General features: G+C 45.5%; 23 protein-coding genes and 2 tRNA genes. 6 read left to right on the forward strand and 19 right to left on the reverse strand.

What is annotated here, in order from left to right; genetic code table 11:
- Positions 1-30: 30 nt before the first annotated feature.
- The 4 genes from GO755_RS34640 to GO755_RS34655 form a co-directional block, all read right to left on the reverse strand.
- Entirely contained in the window at positions 31-867 is an 837-nt protein-coding gene (locus tag GO755_RS34640; RefSeq protein WP_157590021.1) for a helix-turn-helix domain-containing protein, read from the reverse strand.
- 100 nt (positions 868-967) lie between these two features.
- Positions 968-1,894, reverse strand: a complete 927-nt coding sequence (hemF, locus tag GO755_RS34645; RefSeq protein WP_157590095.1) for an oxygen-dependent coproporphyrinogen oxidase — start codon at positions 1,892-1,894, stop codon at positions 968-970.
- A gap of 24 nt (positions 1,895-1,918) precedes the next feature.
- Positions 1,919-2,545, reverse strand: coding sequence for an AlbA family DNA-binding domain-containing protein (locus tag GO755_RS34650; RefSeq protein WP_157590022.1), 627 nt, complete (start codon positions 2,543-2,545; stop codon positions 1,919-1,921).
- A 237-nt stretch (positions 2,546-2,782) separates the two neighbouring features.
- Positions 2,783-3,265, reverse strand: a complete 483-nt coding sequence (locus tag GO755_RS34655) for a hypothetical protein (protein ID WP_157590023.1) — start codon at positions 3,263-3,265, stop codon at positions 2,783-2,785.
- A 913-nt stretch (positions 3,266-4,178) separates the two neighbouring features.
- Here GO755_RS34655 and GO755_RS34660 point away from each other — a divergent pair.
- Complete coding sequence (locus tag GO755_RS34660; protein ID WP_157590024.1) at positions 4,179-4,523, forward strand: hypothetical protein; 345 nt, start codon at positions 4,179-4,181, stop codon at positions 4,521-4,523.
- A gap of 58 nt (positions 4,524-4,581) precedes the next feature.
- Here GO755_RS34660 and GO755_RS34665 read toward each other — a convergent pair whose 3' ends face one another.
- The 5 genes from GO755_RS34665 to GO755_RS34685 all read right to left on the reverse strand — a co-directional run bounded on the left by GO755_RS34665 (position 4,582) and on the right by GO755_RS34685 (position 8,223).
- Positions 4,582-5,130 (reverse strand): hypothetical protein, encoded by a 549-nt coding sequence (locus GO755_RS34665; RefSeq protein ID WP_157590025.1) that lies wholly within the window; start codon positions 5,128-5,130, stop codon positions 4,582-4,584.
- Positions 5,131-5,796: 666 nt separating this feature from the next.
- A tRNA-Ser gene (locus GO755_RS34670) sits at positions 5,797-5,883 on the reverse strand.
- A gap of 506 nt (positions 5,884-6,389) precedes the next feature.
- Complete coding sequence (locus tag GO755_RS34675; protein ID WP_157590026.1) at positions 6,390-6,563, reverse strand: hypothetical protein; 174 nt, start codon at positions 6,561-6,563, stop codon at positions 6,390-6,392.
- A 4-nt stretch (positions 6,564-6,567) separates the two neighbouring features.
- On the reverse strand, positions 6,568-7,647 hold the full coding sequence (locus GO755_RS34680; protein ID WP_157590027.1) for an autotransporter outer membrane beta-barrel domain-containing protein: 1,080 nt from the start codon (positions 7,645-7,647) through the stop codon (positions 6,568-6,570).
- A gap of 264 nt (positions 7,648-7,911) precedes the next feature.
- Entirely contained in the window at positions 7,912-8,223 is a 312-nt protein-coding gene (locus GO755_RS34685; RefSeq protein ID WP_157590028.1) for a hypothetical protein, read from the reverse strand.
- Positions 8,224-8,844: 621 nt separating this feature from the next.
- Between GO755_RS34685 and GO755_RS34690 the strand changes: the two genes are divergently transcribed.
- Both GO755_RS34690 and GO755_RS34695 read left to right on the forward strand, forming a co-directional pair.
- Positions 8,845-9,102 (forward strand): hypothetical protein, encoded by a 258-nt coding sequence (locus GO755_RS34690; RefSeq protein WP_157590029.1) that lies wholly within the window; start codon positions 8,845-8,847, stop codon positions 9,100-9,102.
- Positions 9,103-9,111: 9 nt separating this feature from the next.
- Entirely contained in the window at positions 9,112-11,154 is a 2,043-nt protein-coding gene (locus GO755_RS34695; RefSeq protein ID WP_157590030.1) for a hypothetical protein, read from the forward strand.
- A gap of 152 nt (positions 11,155-11,306) precedes the next feature.
- On the opposite strand, the gene GO755_RS34700 is transcribed toward GO755_RS34695, so the two are convergent.
- Entirely contained in the window at positions 11,307-11,615 is a 309-nt protein-coding gene (locus GO755_RS34700) for a hypothetical protein (protein WP_157590031.1), read from the reverse strand.
- A 202-nt stretch (positions 11,616-11,817) separates the two neighbouring features.
- On the opposite strand from GO755_RS34700, the gene GO755_RS34705 reads away from it, so the two are divergent.
- Both GO755_RS34705 and GO755_RS34710 read left to right on the forward strand, forming a co-directional pair.
- Positions 11,818-12,012 carry a hypothetical protein gene (locus GO755_RS34705; RefSeq protein WP_157590032.1) on the forward strand — a complete coding sequence of 65 codons (195 nt, stop codon included), beginning with the start codon at positions 11,818-11,820 and terminating at the stop codon, positions 12,010-12,012.
- 766 nt (positions 12,013-12,778) lie between these two features.
- Positions 12,779-13,609: a hypothetical protein gene (locus GO755_RS34710; RefSeq protein ID WP_227687203.1), complete on the forward strand. Its 831-nt coding sequence runs from the start codon at positions 12,779-12,781 to the stop codon at positions 13,607-13,609.
- A gap of 340 nt (positions 13,610-13,949) precedes the next feature.
- On the opposite strand, the gene GO755_RS34715 is transcribed toward GO755_RS34710, so the two are convergent.
- The 5 genes from GO755_RS34715 to GO755_RS34735 form a co-directional block, all read right to left on the reverse strand.
- Positions 13,950-14,036: transfer RNA gene (locus GO755_RS34715), tRNA-Ser, on the reverse strand.
- Between the two features lie 83 nt (positions 14,037-14,119).
- Positions 14,120-15,232 (reverse strand): asparaginase, encoded by a 1,113-nt coding sequence (locus tag GO755_RS34720; protein ID WP_157590034.1) that lies wholly within the window; start codon positions 15,230-15,232, stop codon positions 14,120-14,122.
- A 42-nt stretch (positions 15,233-15,274) separates the two neighbouring features.
- Positions 15,275-16,087, reverse strand: coding sequence for a TatD family hydrolase (locus GO755_RS34725; RefSeq protein ID WP_157590035.1), 813 nt, complete (start codon positions 16,085-16,087; stop codon positions 15,275-15,277).
- A 12-nt stretch (positions 16,088-16,099) separates the two neighbouring features.
- Positions 16,100-17,116, reverse strand: coding sequence for a glycosyltransferase (locus tag GO755_RS34730; RefSeq protein WP_157590036.1), 1,017 nt, complete (start codon positions 17,114-17,116; stop codon positions 16,100-16,102).
- Positions 17,103-17,747 carry a polysaccharide deacetylase family protein gene (locus GO755_RS34735; protein WP_157590037.1) on the reverse strand — a complete coding sequence of 215 codons (645 nt, stop codon included), beginning with the start codon at positions 17,745-17,747 and terminating at the stop codon, positions 17,103-17,105. The genes GO755_RS34730 and GO755_RS34735 overlap by 14 nt, the downstream gene beginning before the upstream one ends.
- 203 nt (positions 17,748-17,950) lie before the next feature.
- On the opposite strand from GO755_RS34735, the gene GO755_RS34740 reads away from it, so the two are divergent.
- Positions 17,951-18,214, forward strand: coding sequence for a hypothetical protein (locus tag GO755_RS34740; protein WP_157590038.1), 264 nt, complete (start codon positions 17,951-17,953; stop codon positions 18,212-18,214).
- A 75-nt stretch (positions 18,215-18,289) separates the two neighbouring features.
- Here the strand turns inward: GO755_RS34740 and GO755_RS34745 are convergent, their stop codons facing one another.
- From GO755_RS34745 to GO755_RS34760, 4 genes are read right to left on the reverse strand one after another with little or no spacing between them, the layout of a single operon-like run.
- Entirely contained in the window at positions 18,290-20,224 is a 1,935-nt protein-coding gene (locus tag GO755_RS34745) for a hypothetical protein (protein ID WP_157590039.1), read from the reverse strand.
- Positions 20,208-20,708: a hypothetical protein gene (locus tag GO755_RS34750; RefSeq protein WP_157590040.1), complete on the reverse strand. Its 501-nt coding sequence runs from the start codon at positions 20,706-20,708 to the stop codon at positions 20,208-20,210. The genes GO755_RS34745 and GO755_RS34750 overlap by 17 nt, the downstream gene beginning before the upstream one ends.
- Positions 20,705-21,295 (reverse strand): hypothetical protein, encoded by a 591-nt coding sequence (locus GO755_RS34755; RefSeq protein WP_157590041.1) that lies wholly within the window; start codon positions 21,293-21,295, stop codon positions 20,705-20,707. Before GO755_RS34755 ends, GO755_RS34750 begins: the two co-directional genes overlap by 4 nt.
- Position 21,296: 1 nt before the next feature.
- Positions 21,297-23,609 carry a hypothetical protein gene (locus GO755_RS34760; protein WP_157590042.1) on the reverse strand — a complete coding sequence of 771 codons (2,313 nt, stop codon included), beginning with the start codon at positions 23,607-23,609 and terminating at the stop codon, positions 21,297-21,299.
- Positions 23,610-23,611 lie beyond the last annotated feature (2 nt).

The following is a 23,611-nucleotide window of genomic DNA, read 5'->3' on the forward strand; positions in this document are numbered from 1 at the left end:
ACCAGGGGCGAAATAATCGAAAGTCGGCGGCTAAAAATTGTATAAATACGAACTGTTGGATGCGACCAGAAAATGTTGGTTAAATGGATGATGTTGCAATGAATAGCGTGCAGGCGTACTTCCCGTAAATGCGTTGAAGTCACGGATAAAATGTGCCTGATCGTAATAACCACACTCGTAAGCAACATACGTTAATGAGTGCGCTCCGGCGTTCAGGTACTGAAATGTTTTTTGAAACCGAATAATTTTGAGGAGCATCTTAGGGCTTATACCTACCCGTTGATGAAAGCACTGTTGAAGATAGCGATGACTGAGACCAGAAGCACGGACAATAGCGTCAAGGTCTGTTACATCTTTTTGAGATAGAAATTGTCTGACAGCGAAATCGGTTAATTTATGGCGGCTACTATCAATTTGATTCGTTAATCGACTTCTAAAAAAAGCATTTAATGGAGTAACCCATTGGGTAGGTGTGGAAGCTTCGGCAATTTGCACAGCCACGTCCAAAATTTCGGTTCCCCATATATCCTGAACTGCAATTGTCTGATCATTAAATTGCGCAATCGTTTCTTTCGTAAAACAAGCAACTGTATGGGGATAAAACCGTACGCCAACAATTCGGTTTCTGCCCTGCGTACGAATCTGATAGGGCTGCGTCATCTGCCCAATAAATTCAACAGATGGGTTCATGGAAACCCGCCCATCTATTGAAAATCGTTTTACCTGCGTTTCCAGATTGAAAATAATTTCTGGACAACCATCTGGAAATGAGTAGTCAGTTAATGTCGCATTAGCCAGCGCATCAATTGACCAATAACAATTGATAAAGGGAGTTAGCTCTGGACAAGGCTTGATTTCGCAATACATACGTTACGACAAAGCAAAACCAACCTTTCTGCTGGTCTGTATATGTACGAACTCCTGGCTGGCAATTATTTACTCATTGCAGCCCTTGTAATAGAGTGTATTACACCCAATTAATCCCTTTTTTTAGTTGATGGAGAGTCTGTTCTTCACGACTAACAGCTTCGGGCCTAAAATCGTACGTCCAGTTGGCTTGAGGAGGCATACTCATCAGAATAGACTCAGTACGACCATTTGTTTCGAGCCCAAACTTGGTCCCTCGATCCCAGACCAGATTGAATTCGACATAACGTCCCCGGCGTAGTAATTGCCATTGTTTTTCACGCTCGCCAAAGGATATGGTATGGTTCTGCCGCATGAAGTGCGTATAAATTGGCGCAAAGGCATTCCCCACATCCTGAACAAACGCAAACAGGTCGGCTTTGTGAGCGGTATTTTCCGGCTTGAGATAATCAAAGAAAATACCCCCAATACCACGCGTTTCCTGTCGGTGGGGAATGTAAAAATAGTCGTCGGCCCAGGGTTTAAATTTATCGTAATAGGTCGAATCGTGGCGATCACAAACGGTTTTGAGCTGCTGATGAAACCAGTGAGCATCATCGGCCACCACATAATGGGGTGTCAGATCAATGCCGCCACCGAACCAATTGTGGCCAGTACTCAGCTCAAAATACCGAACATTCATGTGAATAATGGGTACCATAGGGCTGTGTGGATGCAGAACAATCGACACGCCTGTAGCATAAAACGTCGGTGGTGATGCCGCATCCCGATCAGCAAGTTGTAAGGTGCGTAACGTGGCTTCTGTCGCTTCGCCATAAACGGCCGAAAAACCTACCCCTCCCTTTTCAATAATACGCCCACCAGCCATAGTGCGCGAACGTCCTCCACCCCCACCTGGTCGCTCCCAACTATCTTCGCGAAATCGACCCGTACCATCCGCTTCTTCGAGCGCCTGACAAATCCGATCCTGCAAACCCTGAAAAAAACCAGTAATTGTCTCTTTTGTAATTTCTTGCTCTGTGGTCATCATATTGGCAAAGATACAACTTGATTATTCTGCCAGTTTGAGTGCATAACGTACTGGACGGGGTTTATCAATCAAAATCAATAACCCTCGCTCGGCCAGTTGGCGCAACAATTTACCAGCTCGGTAATCGGATATATTAATGAGTTTAGCAAATTTATCCGCAGTAATATGCTCGTTCTTACGGAGGTATTGAATTAGCGTCCGGGCCATTGGTGATTTGATCAACTCACTAGTAGCCATATCCGGCGTAATAATGAGCTTACTGGTCGGCACAGACTTATCTTTTGCCCGAACGTAGATGGTACGTTTCCCGGCCTCGTCGACAACATAGTGAGGTTTCTCAATACTTTCTCCAACGCTGATAATCAACAACATCCGGCCATCGGGAGCTATTGTTTCGTAGCTGATTGCCAATGCTGGTTCAATAAGTTGGTCGGTTGCCTGCTCAATCTTTTCAATCTCCCGAAACTCCGACGAGACGCCCACAATTTTGCCATTGTCGGCAACTCCAATAAGCAATATTCCGCCTGACGTATTTGCAAAAGCAGCCAGCGTTCGGGCAATCCGGCCAGGCGACGACAATTGACGTTTGAATTCTAATCGGGTATGTTCGCCCTGTATAATAAGATTATCGAGTTGGTCGCGGGTCATAATCAGAAAACCTTGTGCATAGGCTCTTGTTTTGTTTTCAGGATAGATTAATAAATCGCCTATAAATTACCTTGTGGTACGCATAAAATAAACCATTTTAGAATTTAATTCCGACAGTCGGACATAGTTATTTACAACTAGCTGTAAAACTAATATACACTAAAAAAGCGGGTTAATTGCCCGCTTTTTTAGTGTATAAAACCAATTTATTTTCAGAACTAATAACACATAAACATCTTATTCTTCTGTTGGATTCAGACGCTTACGGCCACGTGGTTTACCTGTATATTCAGGCTTCGGGCTATCATTAGTCAATTTCAATTCATAACCTGTTACATCATCATCATAGTCGAATGGCTTGACAGTGAACGTATACTTTACATTTGCAAAGTCGATACCGCCTTTCTGAAGAATAAAAGGTAACGAAATGCTATGGCTCTTGGCTGCTTTCTCCAACTCAAATGATTCTTCATTTTCGCCAGCGCCAGGAATCAGGTAAAGTGATTTTATTTTGCGTTTGCCTTCCTGAGTACCTACTTTAAACAGGTTATTTTCCGTATCAAGTCCTAATTGGGCGATTGATTTGTCGGGGAATACGACTTTTCCGGCTGACGAAATATATCCCGTAACAATGACAGGTTTAGCAGCACTTTTCTTCTTCTGTTTTTTAGAGTCGCTATTCTCGATCGGAGAAAAGAACCGAATTTGTTTTGCTTTCATTCGACAATTTATTTATCGTTAATGGGATTCTTACGGCGCAAATATAGTAAGTCTTCGTGCGAAAAAGTCAAATCTTTTGGCAAGTATTATTATTTTAAAGTAATAAACCTTTTCTATTATTTACTACAGGCAATTATATACCTAACTAAATTCTACTATTGACTATAACTCAAAAGACGGAAATAAATGAATATTAGTTTAACCTACGCTTAAGCTATAACTTATAGAATCAGCCGTAAGGAGTTGAGATGCTTCTTTTTTATTTTAATATAATTTAGGAAAATATATTATCTGAATATGACCAGGCAAGGTTTTTATGTATCCACTTTTCAGTATTTCATAAAATAATGAAAGTTTTTACCCTTATTTCTAGTATGTTTTTTTTGAGTCAGTAGCAAACCAATCAGCAGAATTCACACATAAACACGGCAAATTAAATTAACCAAATTAACTGTATAACAATCCTTTATCTATTTTTCCTATAAAATATGCACTATAGAAAGCATCAAAAATTATGTAAGGATTTGATTGATTTTGCCATGAAATAAAGGGTAAATATAGTTGGATACTGTATAAAATTATACTCGTTAGGTCAAAGCTACTTTATTAGCGAGCGTCTTCATTAGGGCAACATAGTCAGTACCGCTACAACACAAGGTCGAATTGTCAGTCCTTACTAACTATAATTTGTCTATTCGTTGCTTTAAACTCCTTGTCGATAGGCCTTTCAGTCTTTAGACTGCAATTCGGATCGCCTACACGTAAGTGCTCGACGGTCGGATATCGCACAAAAAAAATACACGATAATCATTTATTAAACGCGCGATTTTGCAGCTTTTTAGTTTGCGCATACGTCTTTACAACAGGATCAGTCAGACTAAACCGACTGGTAGAGCTATAAACAACCAGGGCAATGAACGCACATTATAAATCTGATAAAGAGCCAATTGAACTATTACTGGGCATGGGCGGTGCTGTCCAATACCTGGAACATTCACTCATAGACGAATCGAATTATTCGGTTTGGGTAAAAACTAAAACGGGCAATAAGCAAATTATAATTCCAATTGAAGCGGTTCGATCAATTCAATCCAAAAAGCCAACACCTGAAGTTATTGACTCCATAAAAAGGCAGCTTACACCCGAATTCTCTGTTGCCAATGCTACTTTCCATGACCAGACGGGAGATCCACAGCCAACATTTCGCTTTTGGCACCGATTACTTGGCCTTGTAGGAATTAAAAAATCATCCGATTAGCAGAAAAAGGAGTGAGCGTAGGACATAATGTGGCCAATAGGCATTCTTACGTTAACAGCTATAATTCACTCCGACTTTTTTTGGCTTTTCGCTCATTACATGCCCTTTCTTCGTCGATTGAACGACGTAAACCCTTATTGGAGGCATATTCAACCTCAAAGTCACTGCTTTGTACCCTATCGACAAAATGTATTGTATGGTTTTTGCCATTCCATTCTGTGGATTTATAGCCGACGTCTTTTACTTCATGAGGCTCACCAAATTCCTTGCGATACATGGCATGTAGTTGAGCCGCTGTCTCATAGGTGTCTTTTGTATAGAGGGTCGTTCTATAGAGGCTATCCCTTACAAATTCCAGTTCGACTTTATCAAATCGAACCGCACCAATCAATAAATACTTATCTGATTTTATCTCGTACTTCTTTGTTGCCTTACACTGATCATACTGCGTTAGGCGCATATCAACTTTTTTCTTCAGTACCTCGTAGGGGGCATCTAAAGTCAGCTCTTTATAGCCACTTAATGCATCCACTTTCTCATAGTATGTTTTGGATGGTTGGCAGCTCAACAAAGTCAGTAGTAAAAAGCCAAGTAAAATTTTCTTCATTGAGGGGCAGGATTTTTGGGTGAAGGGCGAAACTACATGTTTTTGCTATACTCAATTAGCGTATCCCATTTTTCTTAGTTACTAGGCTATTCAACTATCCATATTTTCAAAGACTCAGTCTACATTCTGAAAGATCGCAACCCATTTTATAAAACGAATTATATTGAAAAATGAGAGATTACTGCTTCATTCACAATGGCGCCAGGAAACCAAACGTAACGCCAACATAAAATTAGATTTATTGCCATTAATCAACGGGCGCTCAACCCCGATCAGCAAAATATACTGGATTCTATCTATTAATACCTGACTGAAGCAACGGTCGATATACTGATCATCCTATTTGGAAGCTAGTTATTTATAAACAGGTATTTGAAACAATAGCGACTTAGGTATCGTCTGACACTATTAATGGCTGCGTACAACATGGTATACATTTATAGCTAATCGAGTAATTGCTTAAGAAGCAAAATGGCTAACCTCATTACTTGGCTGAAGCATGCAGTTCTCAGCTCTAGGGTTGATCAAAATCACAAATCTAGACTATACAACTGGCTCCACAACTTTTGGGTTTGATCCATATCAAACGCTGTTGAAGCAGGATTATATCTCAAAAAGAAAAATTCCCGCAATAAACTGAAATACAGTTCATTACGGGAATTAATGCAGAGAGGAAGAGATTCGAACTCTCGATACGGTTGCCCGCATACACACTTTCCAGGCGTGCTCCTTCAACCACTCGGACACCTCTCTATTTTTTTATTTATATAATTGATTATGAGTCACTTACATCTCCGACTTTGCTCTTTCTTGCACCTCTTTGACGGCCTCTGAAACTGGGTTTTTATTCGGAATTTTACCAGGGGGGCTACTAAGAACGCTAAACGGAGCGCAAAATAAACGAATCTGCGGGTAACCTACAAATGTTCAGAGGCAAAACGGTCAAAATAGTATCTTTACTCGCCTTGATGCTACTCTTATTTTACCGCCAAGTCTTATGGCAGTATGCCCCTCCCTTGTTAGACTGTATATATTAGTCCTCTTCTCAATCAACCCATACTCATCAGCTGGCTGGACTGCAATTATAGTACCAGTCAGGTGTAGATTTGGTTATTACTACAACTTCCACCCTGCCAGTTAAAATCTTAAGTATGTAGTCAATCTGTTCCGATGGACTTAGACTTTCTGGATCTTTATTCATGCTGTGTATTGTGTGGTCTTCTCGCCTGTCCAGGGAGATGGGGTTATTTTATAATTTACTACTGTTCCATCTGACTAACAATCTCCAAGTGTTCAGTAATCAATGCCCACTCTGATACATAATAACTATTCAACATAGGCAGGTCAATACCATCCGAATTGCGGATATAATCGACTTCTAATAGATTAGTTAGAAGAAGCTTTTTTTGAGTAAGCAAGTCATTATGGTTCATTGGATTATTTCTTGATCAATGCCCTCAATTCATCAATCTCCGCTTTCATCTCCTTATTGGCCTTCTGTTGCTCAAGTAGATACAGCGTCAATTCCTCAACTTTTTCAAGCAGCTTCGCATTCATCTTAACCAGATCCACGCCCTCTTTTGCTACCTCCACAGCTGAAGGTATTCCTGGCAAATGCTGATTTGCATCAATAAACTTCTTTACTTCCGATAAAGGTTTCAACTGATAGCCCGGTACAAATACCTTATCGCTCCACTCCGACGGGTTATTGATCCGAAGTTTATACCCTGCTTTGATTACATTCCCTTTCTCATCAACAGATAAAAATTGATCAGTTGACTGAGTAGCCGGACTGGCCGTGGTTAGATTGGATAAGCGCAGGCCACTATTATCAGGTGTTTCACTGACAACTTCTAAACGGGTTGTGGGCGCTGAGGTACCGATGCCCACATTAGCTTGATTGCCCAGGATCAGGGCGTTGCTGATGACTACGCGGGAACCGGATCCGATGGCCGTGGCATTGTGCAGGCCATCTTCAGCTTGGGAGCTGTAGCCGATTAGAACGTTGTCATCGCCGTTTGTAATAGTGGTTCCTGCGTTAGGGCCAATGATGATATTGTGGGAACCCGTAGTGTTGCTGTAACCAGCTACGTGTCCATGAAATATGTTATAACTTCCAATTGTATTATTGTACCCGGCATTATTACCAATGAATGTATTATAACTTCCATTATTCTGATACCCAACACCATCACCAATCATTACATTACTAACTCCCGCTACATTCGAATACCCGGAAAAACTTCCTACGAATGTATTCGAGATACCAAACCTACTATTTGCGCCAGCATAACTTCCAATAAACGTATTGTCATAACCAGGACCAGCATTAAGCCCGGCGCTAAACCCAAAAAAGCTATTGTCTCCACCCGTTAAACTAGTAAATCCAGCACTAGCGCCAACTACGGTATTTTCCAAGCCAGGCGAATCGGAATTAGCTGTATTGGCGATATAATTCCTCTGCGCCTTAACCGAGTAAATAGAAATTAGTAAAAAAAAGGTAAAAAGGTGTTTCATGGGAGTGCGTGTAAAAACGTTATATTTAGGATATGGAAATACAAGTAAAGGAGGGGATCAAGGTTATTACTAATCCATATTTAACAGAGGTTCATAGTGCAAAGCTTATGGAGATGGACTATTAAATAGTTCCACATGATTCGTCTGCCACTTCCCAAGCATCATCGGTTAACTCCGAAATTGGGGTTGAAGCGTCAATAGGCGATAATCCATATATTGAGAGGGCATACCTTAATCAACTTCAGGGGTTGGATCGTCAAAAGGCTATGCATAAATCAAGCTATGCTTTCCAGCCAGAATCGGCTCTCCCCGACTGAAGGTACATATAAGGCAAGGGTTTGGTGCATCAAAAATAGCGGCAACTGTTTCTCCGTTTGTCGGTGAATTTTCTCCAACGGTTTCAGTTAGCTGTTTTCCATTGTGCCAATATGAAATCTCTCTGATTCGAGTGATAGAAATCTTATTACCTTGGCTGGCTATAAATTCCTTTATTTCCCAGTAAACTCGTTCAGCTTGTTCGTCATCAGTAGCGGCAGGTAAAAGAATTTCATAGATGTGGAGGGTTATCAATTTCATTTAGTAAAGTATTTTCATCCGACGACCTACCAGAAAACTGTATGTCGTCAGCCAAAAGTGGACAGCTGCGGGTGAAAATGGGAAGAGATAGTTTTAGTCACTTTGTATGCGCTGAAAAATATGACTTTTCCGTCCACTAATCATGGATGACTGCTTGATTTTTTATCGCTCTACTAAGATTTGCTCCTTACGGCCCCAATACGCATCCGCTGGCGTTACATTATCTCATGATTCATGGTATCAATAGTGGACCCACTCAACCAGACAACTGCCCAGTTCATAGGACTGTAATAGTGCTCCACTAACAGTACGATTTTCATCTCTTTTTTTCTTCAATGGTGTATTGGCGTCAGGTTTGACGCTGGATGTCTTTGGTGAACTACTGGTTCAGCGCAAGGTGTATCCGAATCGATGGAGTTTGTCAAATTACTTTTAATGCATAGGCCGTCGCTGGGGGTACCCGTCCGATTTCTGTTTTTTTAACTTTACCGGCAAGTGACACAACGATTACGTTCGATCACGTATCGGGCATTACTTATTTGGTCAGATCATTCACCATCACCCGTCCTGCTGGCGCTTAAGAGTAGAAAAATTACCCAAAAACCGTAACACAAATCAGACATGAAAAAACTACTCTTATTTCTATGGCCAATGCCCGCCTTAAAATGGAACAAAACGTCCGATTTGCCAGAAACGGCTTATGTGGAGATAAATCGGGATGGTATCACGGGCAATAGTGCGAATTTGTATACCGAAAAACGGGCCACATTCGCCCCTTCACCAACTACTTTAACTGCAATTACCACAGCTCCCTATAGCTACACACCCATTACCATACTGAGTGTTTGGCAAGACTTAATGACTTTACTTTTTAATTAATCCGTCGCAATGAAAAAGCTACTTTCACTTTTATTTCTTCTGGACTCACTATCTGGTTTTGCGCAGACGATAAACGATCCAGTTGCGCAAATCAATTACAAATTAAATTACCTCAACAACCAGTATGGTCTTTATCCACGCGCTGATTCGCTGAAATTAGCCAGCATTTCCTCAGCTACAGCCAACATTCAGGACCAGGTCAACCAACTCGATAACTTGACTCAGGCTAGTTATGCGGCTGGTGCTGGAGCAATACTGACGATGCACATCAATAGCATTGCGGCCAATACGGTCAAATTAGCAGGCATAGCCGCAGACGCAACGGCCAACAGTCCTGGCGCGATGTTACTAACTCAAAGTAATCATCTTGATACGCAACCATTTAACACTATTTCGGGCATTGCTACCTCCGCGCAACTTGCCCCAAGTACACCCTTGGCTGGCAAGTATCCTGATGGTACGCGAGCGTGGTTGCCCCTTCCGTCTGGCGCATTAGACACCAAGCGAAATCTGGCAGGCGATCGACATGCGAACAATCCTCCAATCGAGGATTTCGACCGGCCTGACGGGACGCTCATAAACAACCTGATTACTATTTCAGGCCACACATTGACCGCATCTGGGCCTGGCAATACAACGGTACAGATCCAGGGAGGGAAAATGGTCTCATCCAGCAACGTATATGTAGGTATGTCCTGGACAGAAGCTACGCCACCAATCCTTCGCGTGGCTGGGGTATGCTCATTCGATGGAACGAATAGCGCTGGCCTACCCCGACCTGTAATCATGTTCAATGGTGGACCTACGAATACCTCACTACTTAAGCTCATTCACCTTGAGGTCAACAACGGCTCAGTCACGTTAAAAGTGACAAACAATGGTGTGGCTGGCACCGACCTAACCGCCTATGCGGGTACAGTTACCGAGCGTTCAGGGCAATCAACAACGCAGCGATTCCTTCGTTCTTTCGTCACGAACGAGCGTATACCGATCAGCATGGAGTACAAAAAGGGAGTGTCTGTCGATGGAGCAGATGATGTGCTGTCAGTCTTCATGCCCGATGGACGAATCCTGGACTTTACCGGCGACATTCGGGTACGTGATGTAATGACCACTTGTACACATGGCACCTTTCAACTGACAGCTGCGGGTTGCGCCTGGCATGTCATTCAACTGGGTGATACTAGAGCGACCAACCTTCGCGCATTGGGGAATGCCGCCAGTTTTCGCCAGACGGCTACTCTTAACGGTGAAAATTCCTTTTGGCCTGCTCCCCAATACCAATATTTCCAACCCACTGGTACTGGTTATTACACGATCGTCCAAGCGTCAAGTACCTACTCGCCTAATACGAATACATCGACACTAATAGGATATCTGACGCTTGTAGCCACTGACAATTTGGGCAGGGTATTACGAACTGAATTTTTTGTCAATAGTCAATATAATGATCGACCTGTCATTCAGAACCTGACGACCGGAGGAGGAGCACTTGCTGGGCTTCAGGTCAGCAAGGTGATGTTGGTTAAGGACAACTCGGCAACCGGCGCCAAACAGCTTGAAGTATACGTCAATACCTACAATAATATTGTTGATAGGATTCTTGTGATTTGGCGGGGTAGTGGGGCAGTTATACAAAATCCAGTTACGGGCGGAGATGCCACAGCTAACCCTTTGGGGGATTTTAGAAACCGGGTCGTGGCAGGCACGACGGCGGGCACCTGGCGAGAGCAGAACGTAATTGATCCCAAATTCAGCGTAACAACGTACTCAGGTTCTACAGCAACCAGCTTTGAATTAGGCACAACAGGAAGAACACTAATCATAGCGGGCGTTCATGCAGGTAGTGCCACGCTGACCTATACCCTGAATGATGCACGGGCTAACCTTCAGGATGAGATTACTATATTACGCCCAACGGGATCAACAGGAAGTGCCGCCATTGCCAATGCGTCCGATAGCGTCGTACTCACCACTCTCTCGGCGGGTACATCGGCTACCTTTAGGTATTCAGCAGGAAAATTTATCCTGGTTGGTAAAATGACTTTATAAAATGAACAAAATTCCGATGAGCAGCCTCTCAAATTAAAAGATCATGTCCCACAGGCTACTTATAACGAGCCAGACCATTGCCATAGAAATGAGAACGATCAGGGTCCAGGGACCGGGAATGAGCAAAGATTTTTTCTCGATTCTCATGATGGTTAGGCGGCTAATTTTCGGGATTTTCCAGGCAGCACAAAGGGGTCATCAATCTTTCGCCAGGTGCGCAAAACAGAACGAAGCGGACGAGAAGGAAACGAGCTACTTACGTAGTTCACTGTAGGTGGGATGAACTGGCATGTAGAATTAGTGTAGTGGAATTTGTGAAGCGCACTACGCTTACTAATCAAAAAGGAACAGGCTCTGTAATGCCAGCCTCCATAACCTGCCCATAATGAGCCGGTCGTACTGACCGGAACTGTGCAGCAGTAGTGGCTAGCATAGGTAACGAAGTGAGGTTTGCCATTCATAACGTTATATATTTTCTTTTAAAACGCTATAAATGGTCAACGAATTATTCTAGCTCCATATCCTTATCAAACGGTTTGCAAAGCACTGGAATCCAAGACCATAACTTGTCGGCCAATTCAGCATCTGTACCTACTTCCTCCACTGTCTCACCCACTGATTCAATCCAGCAGGCTATTTCTGAATTTAACCGACTTAGCAGACATGAAAACTGAACGCCTTGGACTCATTGCAGTCATTCTGCTACTGAGTGTTGCCCTAAGTCTTTTTTGTGTATGGGCAAAAACTCAGCCATTGCCCGCCTTCTTTAATCCAGATCTGGCTTACTGGTATCATGAATTCCAATCTGAACAAGGCGCGCCGATAGACTGGAACGGTCAGAAAAAACGCCCATTCTGACGATGGATAAAGCAAGCGGCTATGCCAATAACCCTTCGGACAAGGGGAAGAAACGTATAAGGGTATTTCGCGCGTCTTCCATCCAGATTGGCACTGCTGGGCAACGATCGGCGTAACGAAAGAAACCATGCGCAGATCTGACTTTACACTGGAGCCGATATTACTCAGTAAATTACTCGCTTCAGATCCAAGATTGCAGACATCCGTCCGCGTGTTCTACAAAGCAAACTACTAAGATGTTAGCAAACTTCACCAGGTAATCAATCAGAAAGTAGCCAATGAGTTGTTTGATACGGGCGTCAACTGCGGAGTCGAAACCGCTGCCCGGATGGGTCAGGAGTTACTTAATTTTCTAAACGTGCTGGGCAAGCTATACCCTGATATTGCTATCGAAGATTGGGCCAACTACCCTACGCATCCAAAGCCCAAAGCCTTACTAAAGCTGCTTAATATTCTTCAAGGGGAACGATACGTATAAATTATTTGAAAAGATGAAACGCAGGAAGTCTTTGCCAATAGCTGGCTTTTACGCGTAGTAGTATAGAGGTAGTCTGTAGTTTACGATTAGGCAGGAAATGTAAAACGCCCGGTTAGTGATTAGCCAGGCGTTTTACATTTCATATTTTAAAAATAACTATCAATTTGTTATTTTTAAAATATGAAAACTATAAGTTATCTTTAATTGGTTTTTATACATACAAATACACTTATTGGCAAATAAAAATCACTAATGAATCTAATTGACCATTAGTCTTATTAGTAGAGATTGGCAATCAGTTACAAAATAGTTAATCCACATCTTAACTTTGGTAATTTGTTCGTTATGGGTCTATCTAATAGCGTCAAAACATATGTTGCTCTTGCAATTACGACTTTATTTCCTTTAAAGAACTGGTATATAGTAGCTTATGCCGTTTCTGGAGTGATGTCTTATTTATATAAACCACAAAAAAATAAATATACTAATACATGGGCGATTAATCATGCCTACAGGCTAAACGGTCTATTGGCTGTGATGACCCGTAAAGGAAGGTCTTTTCCAATGCCTGTCCATGGGCGGGGTGAAGAGCTATTTTTTAAGCAAAGGCCTAACGGTTTGGTGCTATGTTCAACCCATATTCCTCTATCTAAAGTAGCCTTACGTTACTTAATGGAGTGTGGATTTAAACCCACTGTTGCCATAGTAGGCGATCCATCTGTTCAAGATTCCATTGCTGTTTGGGGAAGTCTTGAAAAGATACCGGCTATCCATACAGGTTCTTTTGTCCTACAAAAAGCCAAAAGAATACTGCAACAGGGTGGTTCAGTTGTTGCGTTGGTTGATCATCATTTAGGTGATCCATATTCCCCCAATATTTTTCGTTTAGCTGAAAAACTGAACAGTGACATCGTTTTTTTTGATGCAGCATTGCAAAAAGATGGTACGGTTGACGTTCGATTTCGTGAATCCGAATGGAATGGAAGTTCTTGTGCAAATCGGGTACACCAACAAATGAATGAACTCTATCAGCACACGGCTAACTTGCTCCAACACTATGGCAACTCTAGCTATTTTAAGCCTCCTGTAGAAGTAAGTGAACTAAGTCTAGTCAATTAAGTCGGCCTTAGTGTTTCTATCACCATCATTATCGTCTGGTTGTTTTGCAGCCATATACGTCTAATTATAATGTAGAATCAAGTGCATTCTAAATTGAGGACCAGTTAATTCATAGACCGAACACACAAAGAAGGAATATTCATAGGTCTTGTCGAAAATCCAGGTGGTGTAGTGGATTGTCATGGGGTAACTCACGGAAGGATGTCCATGTGATAAATTAGCGGATAGTCTACAACCTCCCTATCCAATCAGCATAAATTAAACGCAGTTGAAACAGAATTGCAACCAAAAAAAATATTCCTGTAATTAACTAAATTTCAGCCAATTACAGGAATTAAAGCAGAGAGCGAGGGATTCGAACCCCCGGTACCCTTGCGAGTACTTCTGATTTCGAATCAGACCCATTCGACCACTCTGGCAGCTCTCTATGATTTCGGTGGTCTGCCGAATCGGAGTGCAAAGATGCACGATTGACCGTAAAAACGCAATAGCTAACTCAGCAAAAATCGACTACTCACTCATTTCGCCACTAATTGACTGAGCCAGTAGTGTTCGCAAACGGGTTGTAGCAACTACTCCCCGATCACTTTCGCGGCCAAGTAATACCATAAGTTTGGTGATGGCAGCTTCGGTCGTGATATCGGCTCCACTTACTACACCAATTTGGAGTAATTGCTTGCTGGTTTGGTACTGGCCCTGCGTAACTCGCCCTCCTTCGCACTGCGACACATTGAAGACCAACACACCACGGTCAATAGCGGCTTTGATTGTGTCTAGAAACCAAGCGTCTGTAGGCGCATTACCTGCTCCGAATGTTTCGAGTACCAAACCTCGCAGTTTGGGGATGTTTACGATAGATTCCACGACCGGTTGTGTAATACCCGGAAAGAGTTTCAGGATCGTTACGTTCGTGTCCAGTACTGTTCGGAGCGTCAGGGACTGGTTAAACTGGTAAGGGCGAATAAACGGTCGATTATAGTCAATACGTACGCCAGCCGTGGCTAAATGCGGATAATTTTCCGATGAAAATGCATTAAACTGAACGCTTTCCCGCTTGGTAGATCGATTCCCTCGTAACAATAACGAATTAAAATATACGCACACTTCAGGCACCATGGGAAGGCTACTTTCCGGAGCGTCAGCATCTTCAGGTATATCCATAGCGGCTGCAATTTCGAGGGCAGTAATAAAATTCTCACGGGCATCACTTCGGGCTACCCCAATGGGTAGTTGCGCACCAGTCAGAATAACGGGTTTGTTGAGTCCAACCAGCATAAAACTCAATGCCGATGCCGTGTAGGCCATTGTATCAGTACCATGCAGAATCACAAAGCTGGTGTATAGTTCGTAATTCGTCTGAATAATACGCGCCAATTCGACCCATACGGCGGGTTTCATATTCGATGAATCAATAATTTCGGGTAGTGTAAGCAGAGTTATATCGAAATCTAACCGATTGAGTTCGGGGAGACGGTCAAGTACCCGCTCGAAATCGAATGGCACGAGTTGACTTGCCTTAGGATCATAAACCATACCAAACGTACCTCCCGTATAAATTACTAACACAGAGGCAAGAGAACGTTTGGCTGAGGTCGGATTAATGTGAATGGTTCTGTAATGCATTAATAGTAAATGGATAATGTCGAATACTCCATGAGCTGTTCATTAGTCAATACTGGGGAGCAAATTGGCATATAGGGTAGGTAGTAGCGATAATGCGTTAGCAGTCGTATGACGCGCTACCTCATCAAAACTCAGTTGCTTGATATCAGCAATTCGCTGTGCAATTAGTTGCAGGTAAGCGGGTTCGTTACGTTTTCCCCGATACGGCACAGGGGCTAGATAAGGCGCATCGGTTTCAAGAACGAGATGTTCTAAACTAATGTGAGGCAGCACTTTATCGATACCTCCATTTTTGAACGTAGCCACTCCGCCAATCCCTAGTTTAAAGCCCAACTCAATAGCCCGGTTGGCCTCATCGAGCGTTCCAACAAAGCAGTGAAAAATGCCCGTTAAATTCGGCAGTGCCAATTTCTCAATCAGGTCAGCTGCTTCGGCGAAGGAGTTCCGATCATGGCCGGAGCGAGTGTGCATAGAAACAGGTAATTTTTGTTCAGACGCCCAGCGAAGTTGGGTATCAAAGGCTATAAACTGCTGATCTACGTAGGTCATATCCCAGTAAAAATCCAGGCCAATTTCACCTACAGCCATAAAGGCATGTCGATTCAATTGATCGTCAACCGTTGCCAGTTCCTGCTCAAACGTATCGTTGACATAGGCGGGATGTAGGCCCATCATTGGTAAACACCGATCCGGATATTGGTCAGCAAGAGCCATCATACCTGATACTGTTTCGCGAGCACAGTTAGGCATCCAGATTTGGCTAATCTGCTGCATTTCAGCCCGATCAAGCATAGCTTTCTGATCGGCGATAAACTGCTGATCGTAAATATGGGCGTGGGTATCGATAAGAGTCATATTCCTTACTCTTCACTTATAGTTTCTTCCTTTCCAGACAATCTTCGTCGGCAACAGGTAAAATACTACCGATAGCGGCCCGATGATGAGTTGGTAAATTTCAAACAGCAACGCATATGGCCATAACTTGGTTTGCCTTAATCGGCTCAATCCAAACGAAAGTACCATGGTCTGGATCATCAATTTGCTCAAATAAATTCCAAGCGCAAGTACAGGTGCGAGTAAGGCTAGCAAAAGTAAAAGTGGAGCAGTCAGGTATTGCATGTATAGCATCACGACCATCCACAGGGGCAAATTGGCTGCGCCACGCATCCAGCGCTTACGTTGCTGGAAAAATTCTGAGATTGTCTGAACAGGTTTTGTGCGAGCTAACACGCTCACGTCCAAAAGATTTCGAAAACTATATTTCTGCTTTATAATGGCCCGAAATAGCGCATAATCCTCAGTCACGGAGAAAGGAAGCGATTCATACCCACCAACAGCCTTGTAAGCTGTCTGACTCACGGCCATGTTATTGCCCATCGCTGTTACGGGTATGCCAACACTACTCATTAAATGTGTCAGTGTCAGATTATAAAGCCAGTCGATCGTTTGGAGTTTATGAAAAAATTTCGGGCCTTCGGGGAGGGTCACTCCGGTAACAATGCCTCCGTTTCCGATAAGATATCGGCTCATTTCTGCCAACCAGCCAGGCGGCACTTGTGTATCTGCATCTGTAAAAAACAAAAGTTGACCCTGGGCCTGTTGGGCCAGCTGTGCCAGTACATTGGCCTTCCCTCTTAAGCCAGAAACAGATTCAGTGATAGTTACTAACCGAAAATTGGGTCGCTCGTGGATAAAACTGATTACAAGTCCAGCAGTTTGGTCCGTAGACTGATCATTCCCAATCAGCACTTCTATCGTTCTATGGCTGTCATGAAGTTGGTCAATAGCTTGCAGGCATTCCAGAATAGTTGCCTCTTCATTGCGGGCAGCAATCAGGATACTAATCGACGGGTGATCTGGTGCTGGCTGGTTAGTATCCAGCATAAACAGGTTGAGGAACAGCCCTAAACGCATAGCCCCGCTCTGCAAAATAGCCTAGCATACGCGGCAATACATACCGCATGGTTGGCCAAGCTTTCAGGCTATCGTGAAATACAACGATCGAACCAGGTTTTGTGTATTGAATCGTTTTCTTAAGGCAGACATCAGCAGGTAGTTTACGGTCAAAATCTCCGGTAAGCACATCCCACATGACAATGGAATAATTTTCCATAACCTGGGCAGCCTGCGTCTTTTTAATGCGACCGTAGGGGGGTCTGAACAAGGATGTTTCAACGCCTAGATAATCCTGACATTTTTGGATATTTTCCAGATAAACCGAATCATCCGTTTTCCACCCATTAAGATGATTAAACGTGTGATTACCGACCATATGCCCTGCTTCAAGCACTTTGTAGAGCATGTCCCGGTGCTTGCGAACATTATCGCCAATACAAAAAAATGTCGCCTGAGCCGAAAATTTATCCAGTTGACCCAACACAAACTCTGTCACTTCGGGAATTGGCCCGTCATCGAACGTCAGATAAATCGTTGGCTCGGATTCATCCTCGATCTTCCACCAGCACTCGGGATAGACCGTTCGGAGTAGGAAGTTAGACTTATGAAGAAAAAGCATTGGTGCTACAGTAAACGATTGATACTAAATTAGTTATCCCTAATTATTCAGTAGTCTACTGAAAGCTTACTGAAACTTTTTTACCCCACTCCCACCCGAGTGTCTAGTATTTGATTGCAAGTATATACCATTACGAGTAAAAATTTGTTTTGTTGCACTAATTAAAAAATTTATAGATTCGGTATCATAAACCGTTTTTCTTAGTGCAAAACCCCGACTCCCAAGCCATCAACAAACGCTTTTTTGCTGCCATCGATGAGCTAGTCAAACAGAAAAAGCTTCGCGGTCGGCGCAGCTTCGCCACCCTCTACAACCTCAACTGGGGCAATTTTTATCAACTTCGCAAAAAGCCGGAGGGGGAATTTCAACTGAGCTATTTAACGTGGCTTGTGAAGGACTTTGGCATTTCTTCCCAATGGCTTTTAACGGGGGAAGGCGAGATGTTTTCGAAACGATTAGTCAAATAAAAACGCCGGGCTCATCCCATGACCCGGCGTTTTCTGCTTCCTCTTTTTTAACCAATAAAACCTAATCTATTTTCTTTACGCTTCCGGATCGCCATTACTGGTATTGAACCAGGCGATTTTTAGTTTAGCGCCAGTCGGATTACCGGGGAACATCAGTCTCACGTAGTTAAGGTAGTTACTACTAGGAAAAACGCCCCCCGCCGGAATTGGAATACCAACAGTGCGCCAGGTATCATCGGCCACAATCGTAAAATTGCCCATTTGACCAGAGCCCTCCTTTTCCTGATCTTGGGGGCTTTGCCCGACCCGACCAGCCACAATATACCCGCCTGTTGGCAACCCACTCCCAGCTTTATAGCGCATCCAAAGGGTTGTGACCGAACTGGCGAGGAGCGAAACCAGCGGAAAATAGAACCGGAAACCACCCGACAGGGTCAGCTCCATCCCATCTTCGGGCGTTGGGAAACCGGTATCCACCGCATTTTCCCAGTAGAAGTAGCCCCGCCCGTTGCGGGAGTTGAATTTCCAGCTGAGCGTATTGCGGTGGTCGGTCTGCGCATTGGCCCAGGCGCGAATCTGTGTGACAGTGCCCACGATAAAGGCATGGTGACTATAATAGACTCCGTTCCAATCGTAGGTGATGTGCTGCTCACTTGTGTTGTAGTTGGCGGGGTTGGCAAATTCGTCGGTGGCCGAATCAAAGGGTGCATAGCGAAACTGCGAACTGGCAAAACTACCTTCCCGCCAGAGCCCTACGCCGAGACTATCCGCACTGGCTTCAGGCACCATCGCTGTCCAGTTTTCTATCTGGTGAACCGGGGTTTGATCCCAATCGGTCAGGAACGTCAAATTGCCGTCTCCAGCTACCCGCGCGTTATACTTGAGTGGTGCGTTGACAATGAAATTGGGGTATTCGTTCGAGCGGGCCGGGTACTGGGTTTGATCGCCCGTACGGTTATGGGTGAGCTTAGTCCAGACGTGCACGGCCCGCCCGTCGAGTCTGACCCATTGTTCTAAAATCACGTCGGTGGGATCATTTTGCACCGCCCAGTTCATCATGCGCACTTTTATATAATGCGTTGTGCCGTCGTTTCCGTAGGCCATAACCACCGCCGGGTTATCAAACGTATCCCCTACCTGAATCGGATTGTTGCCGACTCCTGCCCCTTCCGGAGTTGCCCAGGCGGGTTCCACCGCTTTTCCTTCAGATTCTACCTGCCGGGTGCGACCGCCCCGGTAAATGGTCAGTCCATTGCCTCTACCCCAATCAAATTGGTTGATTAAGTTGGGTCCACCCGAGAAGGAAATGTGCGCGGGTGAGCCGCCGAAATTCTTCCAGAGTTCAACGTGAATGGTCCCGTTGTCCAGTACTGCTTTGGGGCCAATCGCCTGCCCCCTGTGCACACGTGTATCCGTGGTGGGCCAATCGGTATTGGTCGTAATGGGCTGATACGCGAAGGTCTCCCAGGTGGGCAGGTTGGGGCCAACCGAACCCGATACCACGACATGAATGGTTTTCGTCGCTGGAGTTTGCTGGTTATCGGTTTGCTTGGCGGTAATCGTTACCGAACTATCCGCTGACAGTCCAGAAGGGACAGTACCAGATATTTTTAGTCGTTTTGCCCCACTCACCGTTTCAGTCACGGCGGTTAAAAAGGCATGACTGGCCATCGATAAGAGCGTAATGGTTTGCCCACTGGCTGCCGTGGCCGCCGAATAGGGCACTATCCACTCATAGGCTGAGCCGGGCGTCATATCGGGCGCTGTTGGCAAACTCAGTGAAGGAGCCGCTGCGGGGGAACACTCCCGAACCGAATCAATCTCAGGGGCCACATCGGTCGTGGCCGCAATCACCGCATCAATCGAGGCCAGCCCGCGAAAATAGGTTTCAGCCTCCTCACAACTCCAGCTTGAATACAATAACCAGCGGTCGGTACCGGCTGGCCAGCCCGTCACACCCGTGAAGGGGTTGCGGATCTTTTTGGCGTATTGATTACTTGTCGAGGGCATAATCAGCGATGGTTTTTAGCCCCGACACCGTAGCGGTCGAGGTCGTTGGTGTAGGTATCTGATCCAGTTTTATCCAGTAAAATCCACTGGCGGCCGTAGCGCCCCACATGCGTTTTTCGTAACCGGCCGGCGCAAAATTATCCGGTGGTGAATAACCCGAATTGGCCGTTGCGACGCCTTTAACAACAACACCGGGTAGTTTGTCAAACTGAATATTTGACCCCCTCGGCGCGATTTTATCAGGTTCTCCCTCCACTGAGTACACTTCAATTGGGTTGTCATAGCCCGTTGCCTGCACAATAGGATAGCCTCCCCGTGTACCGAGTCGGGTGCGCGGCAAACCAAATACGGGAGGCACAACCACCGGAGGTGTGATTGGTGTTGGATCGGCCGTTGTCTCATTCCCAATAAGGGCTTTGGCCTCTTCGAGCAAGTCAATGAACTGATCGAGAAGGGTTCGGAGTTTTTGTTGATTAGCGGTCATGGTGCCAGGGGTAAAATGGTTGTACGATCAATGGCCCCGGTTACCAAATACGAGGCCGTCTGGATATTATTGACCCCATCAGGGGAAAGCGACACGTTAAGAATGTCGCCTGGATAAGCCAGTGAGACAAACGCACTGGACTGATAGCCGTAGGAATCGGGTTCTGGTAGCAATGGGACCGGTGCCCAACTCCCGGCAAAATGCCCCACATACTCAAGCTTATAGTTCCAGCTGGAGGGCGTTCGAAAATAGAAAAACACGGAAAATCCATCCGAATTCGGCGTAGCGTAGACATCAATCGCCAACGGCAGCGCTAACACATAATCAGCAAGGGTAAGCAGTCCCGACACCGGCGGATCGGTTGGTGGCTCACCCGGATCGGTTCCGCTGCAAGAGGTCGAAAGTGACGATAAAGGCCCCGCGTAGCGGATAAGGCCCGAACGAAGCGGTATGTGCTTATCTCCAACAACTGGCAAATCGATGCCTTCAGGCAGGACATAATACACCTTATCGGTGGGCTGACCCGTTCCGGTCAGGGCCAGCTCGGAGCTAATGCGGGCAAACCGGGCAACGTAGCGCGTAGCCATATCAGGGCAGTTCAGTTAAAAACGTGGTGACCAGTCCCGCCAATAAATTCCGGGCTTTGCCCGACGGATCAGAATGCGGATGCACATTGTCCGGCACCCAGTAGCGAAGCGCACTCATGTCGTGAGCGGTGTCCGCACCCGACGAATAACTACTCCAGGGCACTGTAGTCCACAGGGCCTGCGTGCCCGGCACTTTTTGTTGACCCCAGCCGGTTTTCTCCCAAAGTTTTAACAGCGGAAATTGCCAGTAGGTGGCCAGCGTTTGTTGACCTAATGCCACTCGGGGGTCGAGCTGGTTTTCATAATGGCCTTCCAGGGCGATTTTGGCGCGGGGATTATAACTTAAAATGATATCAATGATGTAATTGGACGCGCCCAGAAAATAATTCCGGTTGTTACGGGTGGCCGGAACGGTATCAAATTCGGCTATAGTTTCCGAAGTAAAGCGGTCGTTATAGCCATGCGATAAGACAAATAAATCGGGCATGGGGTAGGTTCCATTCAGGTAAGGCACCAGACTTCGCTCGTAGGAACAGTTCAGAAAATAGACCGTATCGGCAGGAGTGAGCACATTGGGTGGTGAATTGCCCAAAACGGCACTGTAAGTGCTCCAGCCCGAAATCAACGCCCGCTTTTCGGCCAGTGTCATACTTAAACTGTATGCCACGTTCTGCCAGGGCACGCCCGCCCAACTGCCCGTTTTATCGGCTTTGCGAATAGTCGAAGACGGCACCGCTTGGTTGATTAATGTGGCACCAACCGCTTCGCTCGCCAGCTCCCAATAGCCTCCCAACGCCGGAATGCTGGTTCCACCTAACCAGATCCGTTTGCCGGTTAGATTGGTGGCAGGCCTATAGGTATAGGGGTAAACGGTGGTGGCGGTACTGCCTTCCTCAAATTGAAACAAGGCCGGATCGCCAATGACGGTTAAGCGAACAAAGGCGCATTTGGCCGGGGTCGTAACGCTCAAGGCGGCTCGGTCATAGCGAAGGCCTGAGATAAAGATTTGGGCCGAATCATAGAAGCAGACGAATTGCTTGTTGGTGGGCGTGTAGACGGTAGCTGGCTTAACGGGTATAAAGCCTGACACCATGCCGGTGGCGTAGTAGGTTAGAAAGTTGTTTTCGTCCAGGTAGCGGTACCGAATCGTATCCGGTGCATTTTTATTGAACAGGTTTTTGCCCTGCACAAAAACGCCGTTCAGCGTCGTAACGGCCTGTACTGCGCGGGCTTTGGCTTGTCTGGCCGTCACCATGGCCGTCGACGCCTGAGGGGTCGTTACGTCCAGATTGACCGCATAGGGAATGTAGGTGGTACTGCTGGTAGTTCCCGCTTCGACCATAAACGCGTCTTTCGGGGTGCCCAGCGTGGCCCGAATATAGTAGGTGCCTGCCGTGACCGTAAAGCTATTGGCCGGCCGGTCAAAGGCGGCTCCTGTGCCCAACGGAACTTGCAAAGAATCGTAATACGCTACGTTCTGCCGGGAGCCGTTCGCTACGTACACGCCCGACGGAGTCACCGGAATAAAGCCTGACACGAAGTAACCCGACGCGAAAGTGAGTACGCCAGCCGGGGTCACGTAATAATTATCTTTACTGCCTTCCGTGTCGTTTTTATTATAGAGGTTTTTACCCCCGGACAATTGGCGAGTTAATACTTTACTGGCTAACGCTGTGCGTTGCGCCCGAAGTGCCGTGCGCGTCTCCCCGTTCAGAGTTAATTGGTAACTAGGTGCTCCCACGATGCTACTGCCCACCTGCAGCTGAAACGTGGTCAGTAAGCTATTGGCTACCGTAATCCGAATGTAATAGGTGTTTGCGGTAACGGTAAAGCTATTACTGGGCCGGTTATAGCTGGCCCCAACGCCTAAGGCTACCTGCTCTTTGGAGTAATAGGTCACGTACTGCTTATCACTAGCAGTTAAGACCATTCCGGGGGAAACCGGAATAAAATTCGACTCGGTGTAGAGCGCATTGGCGATGGTGTCGCCCGCCGTGTTGAAGTATTTGCCCGGCATATTGCCCGGATCCGCGTAGTTAAAGAGCTGTTTTCCCCGAATCAGCACGCCCGACAACTCACTGGCCATGGCCTTTAAGCCTAGTTTGGCCCCCAGTCCTTTTACCTGATTGGGGTCAATGGGCACTTTGAACGGCGTGCCAAATTTGGGCGTCAGGACTAGATTATTGCTGGCATCAAATGACAGATTATACACGCCCTGAAGCGTTGGGCGCTGAATGCCGGGACCGATTTCTACTTTTTGCCCAAGCGCAACAGTAGCGACAAGAAGCAGGAAACATATGGGAAGTTTAGTCATGG

Origin of the sequence: Spirosoma arboris (assembly GCF_009754945.1) — a bacterium.
Lineage (GTDB): Bacteria > Bacteroidota > Bacteroidia > Cytophagales > Spirosomataceae > Spirosoma > Spirosoma arboris.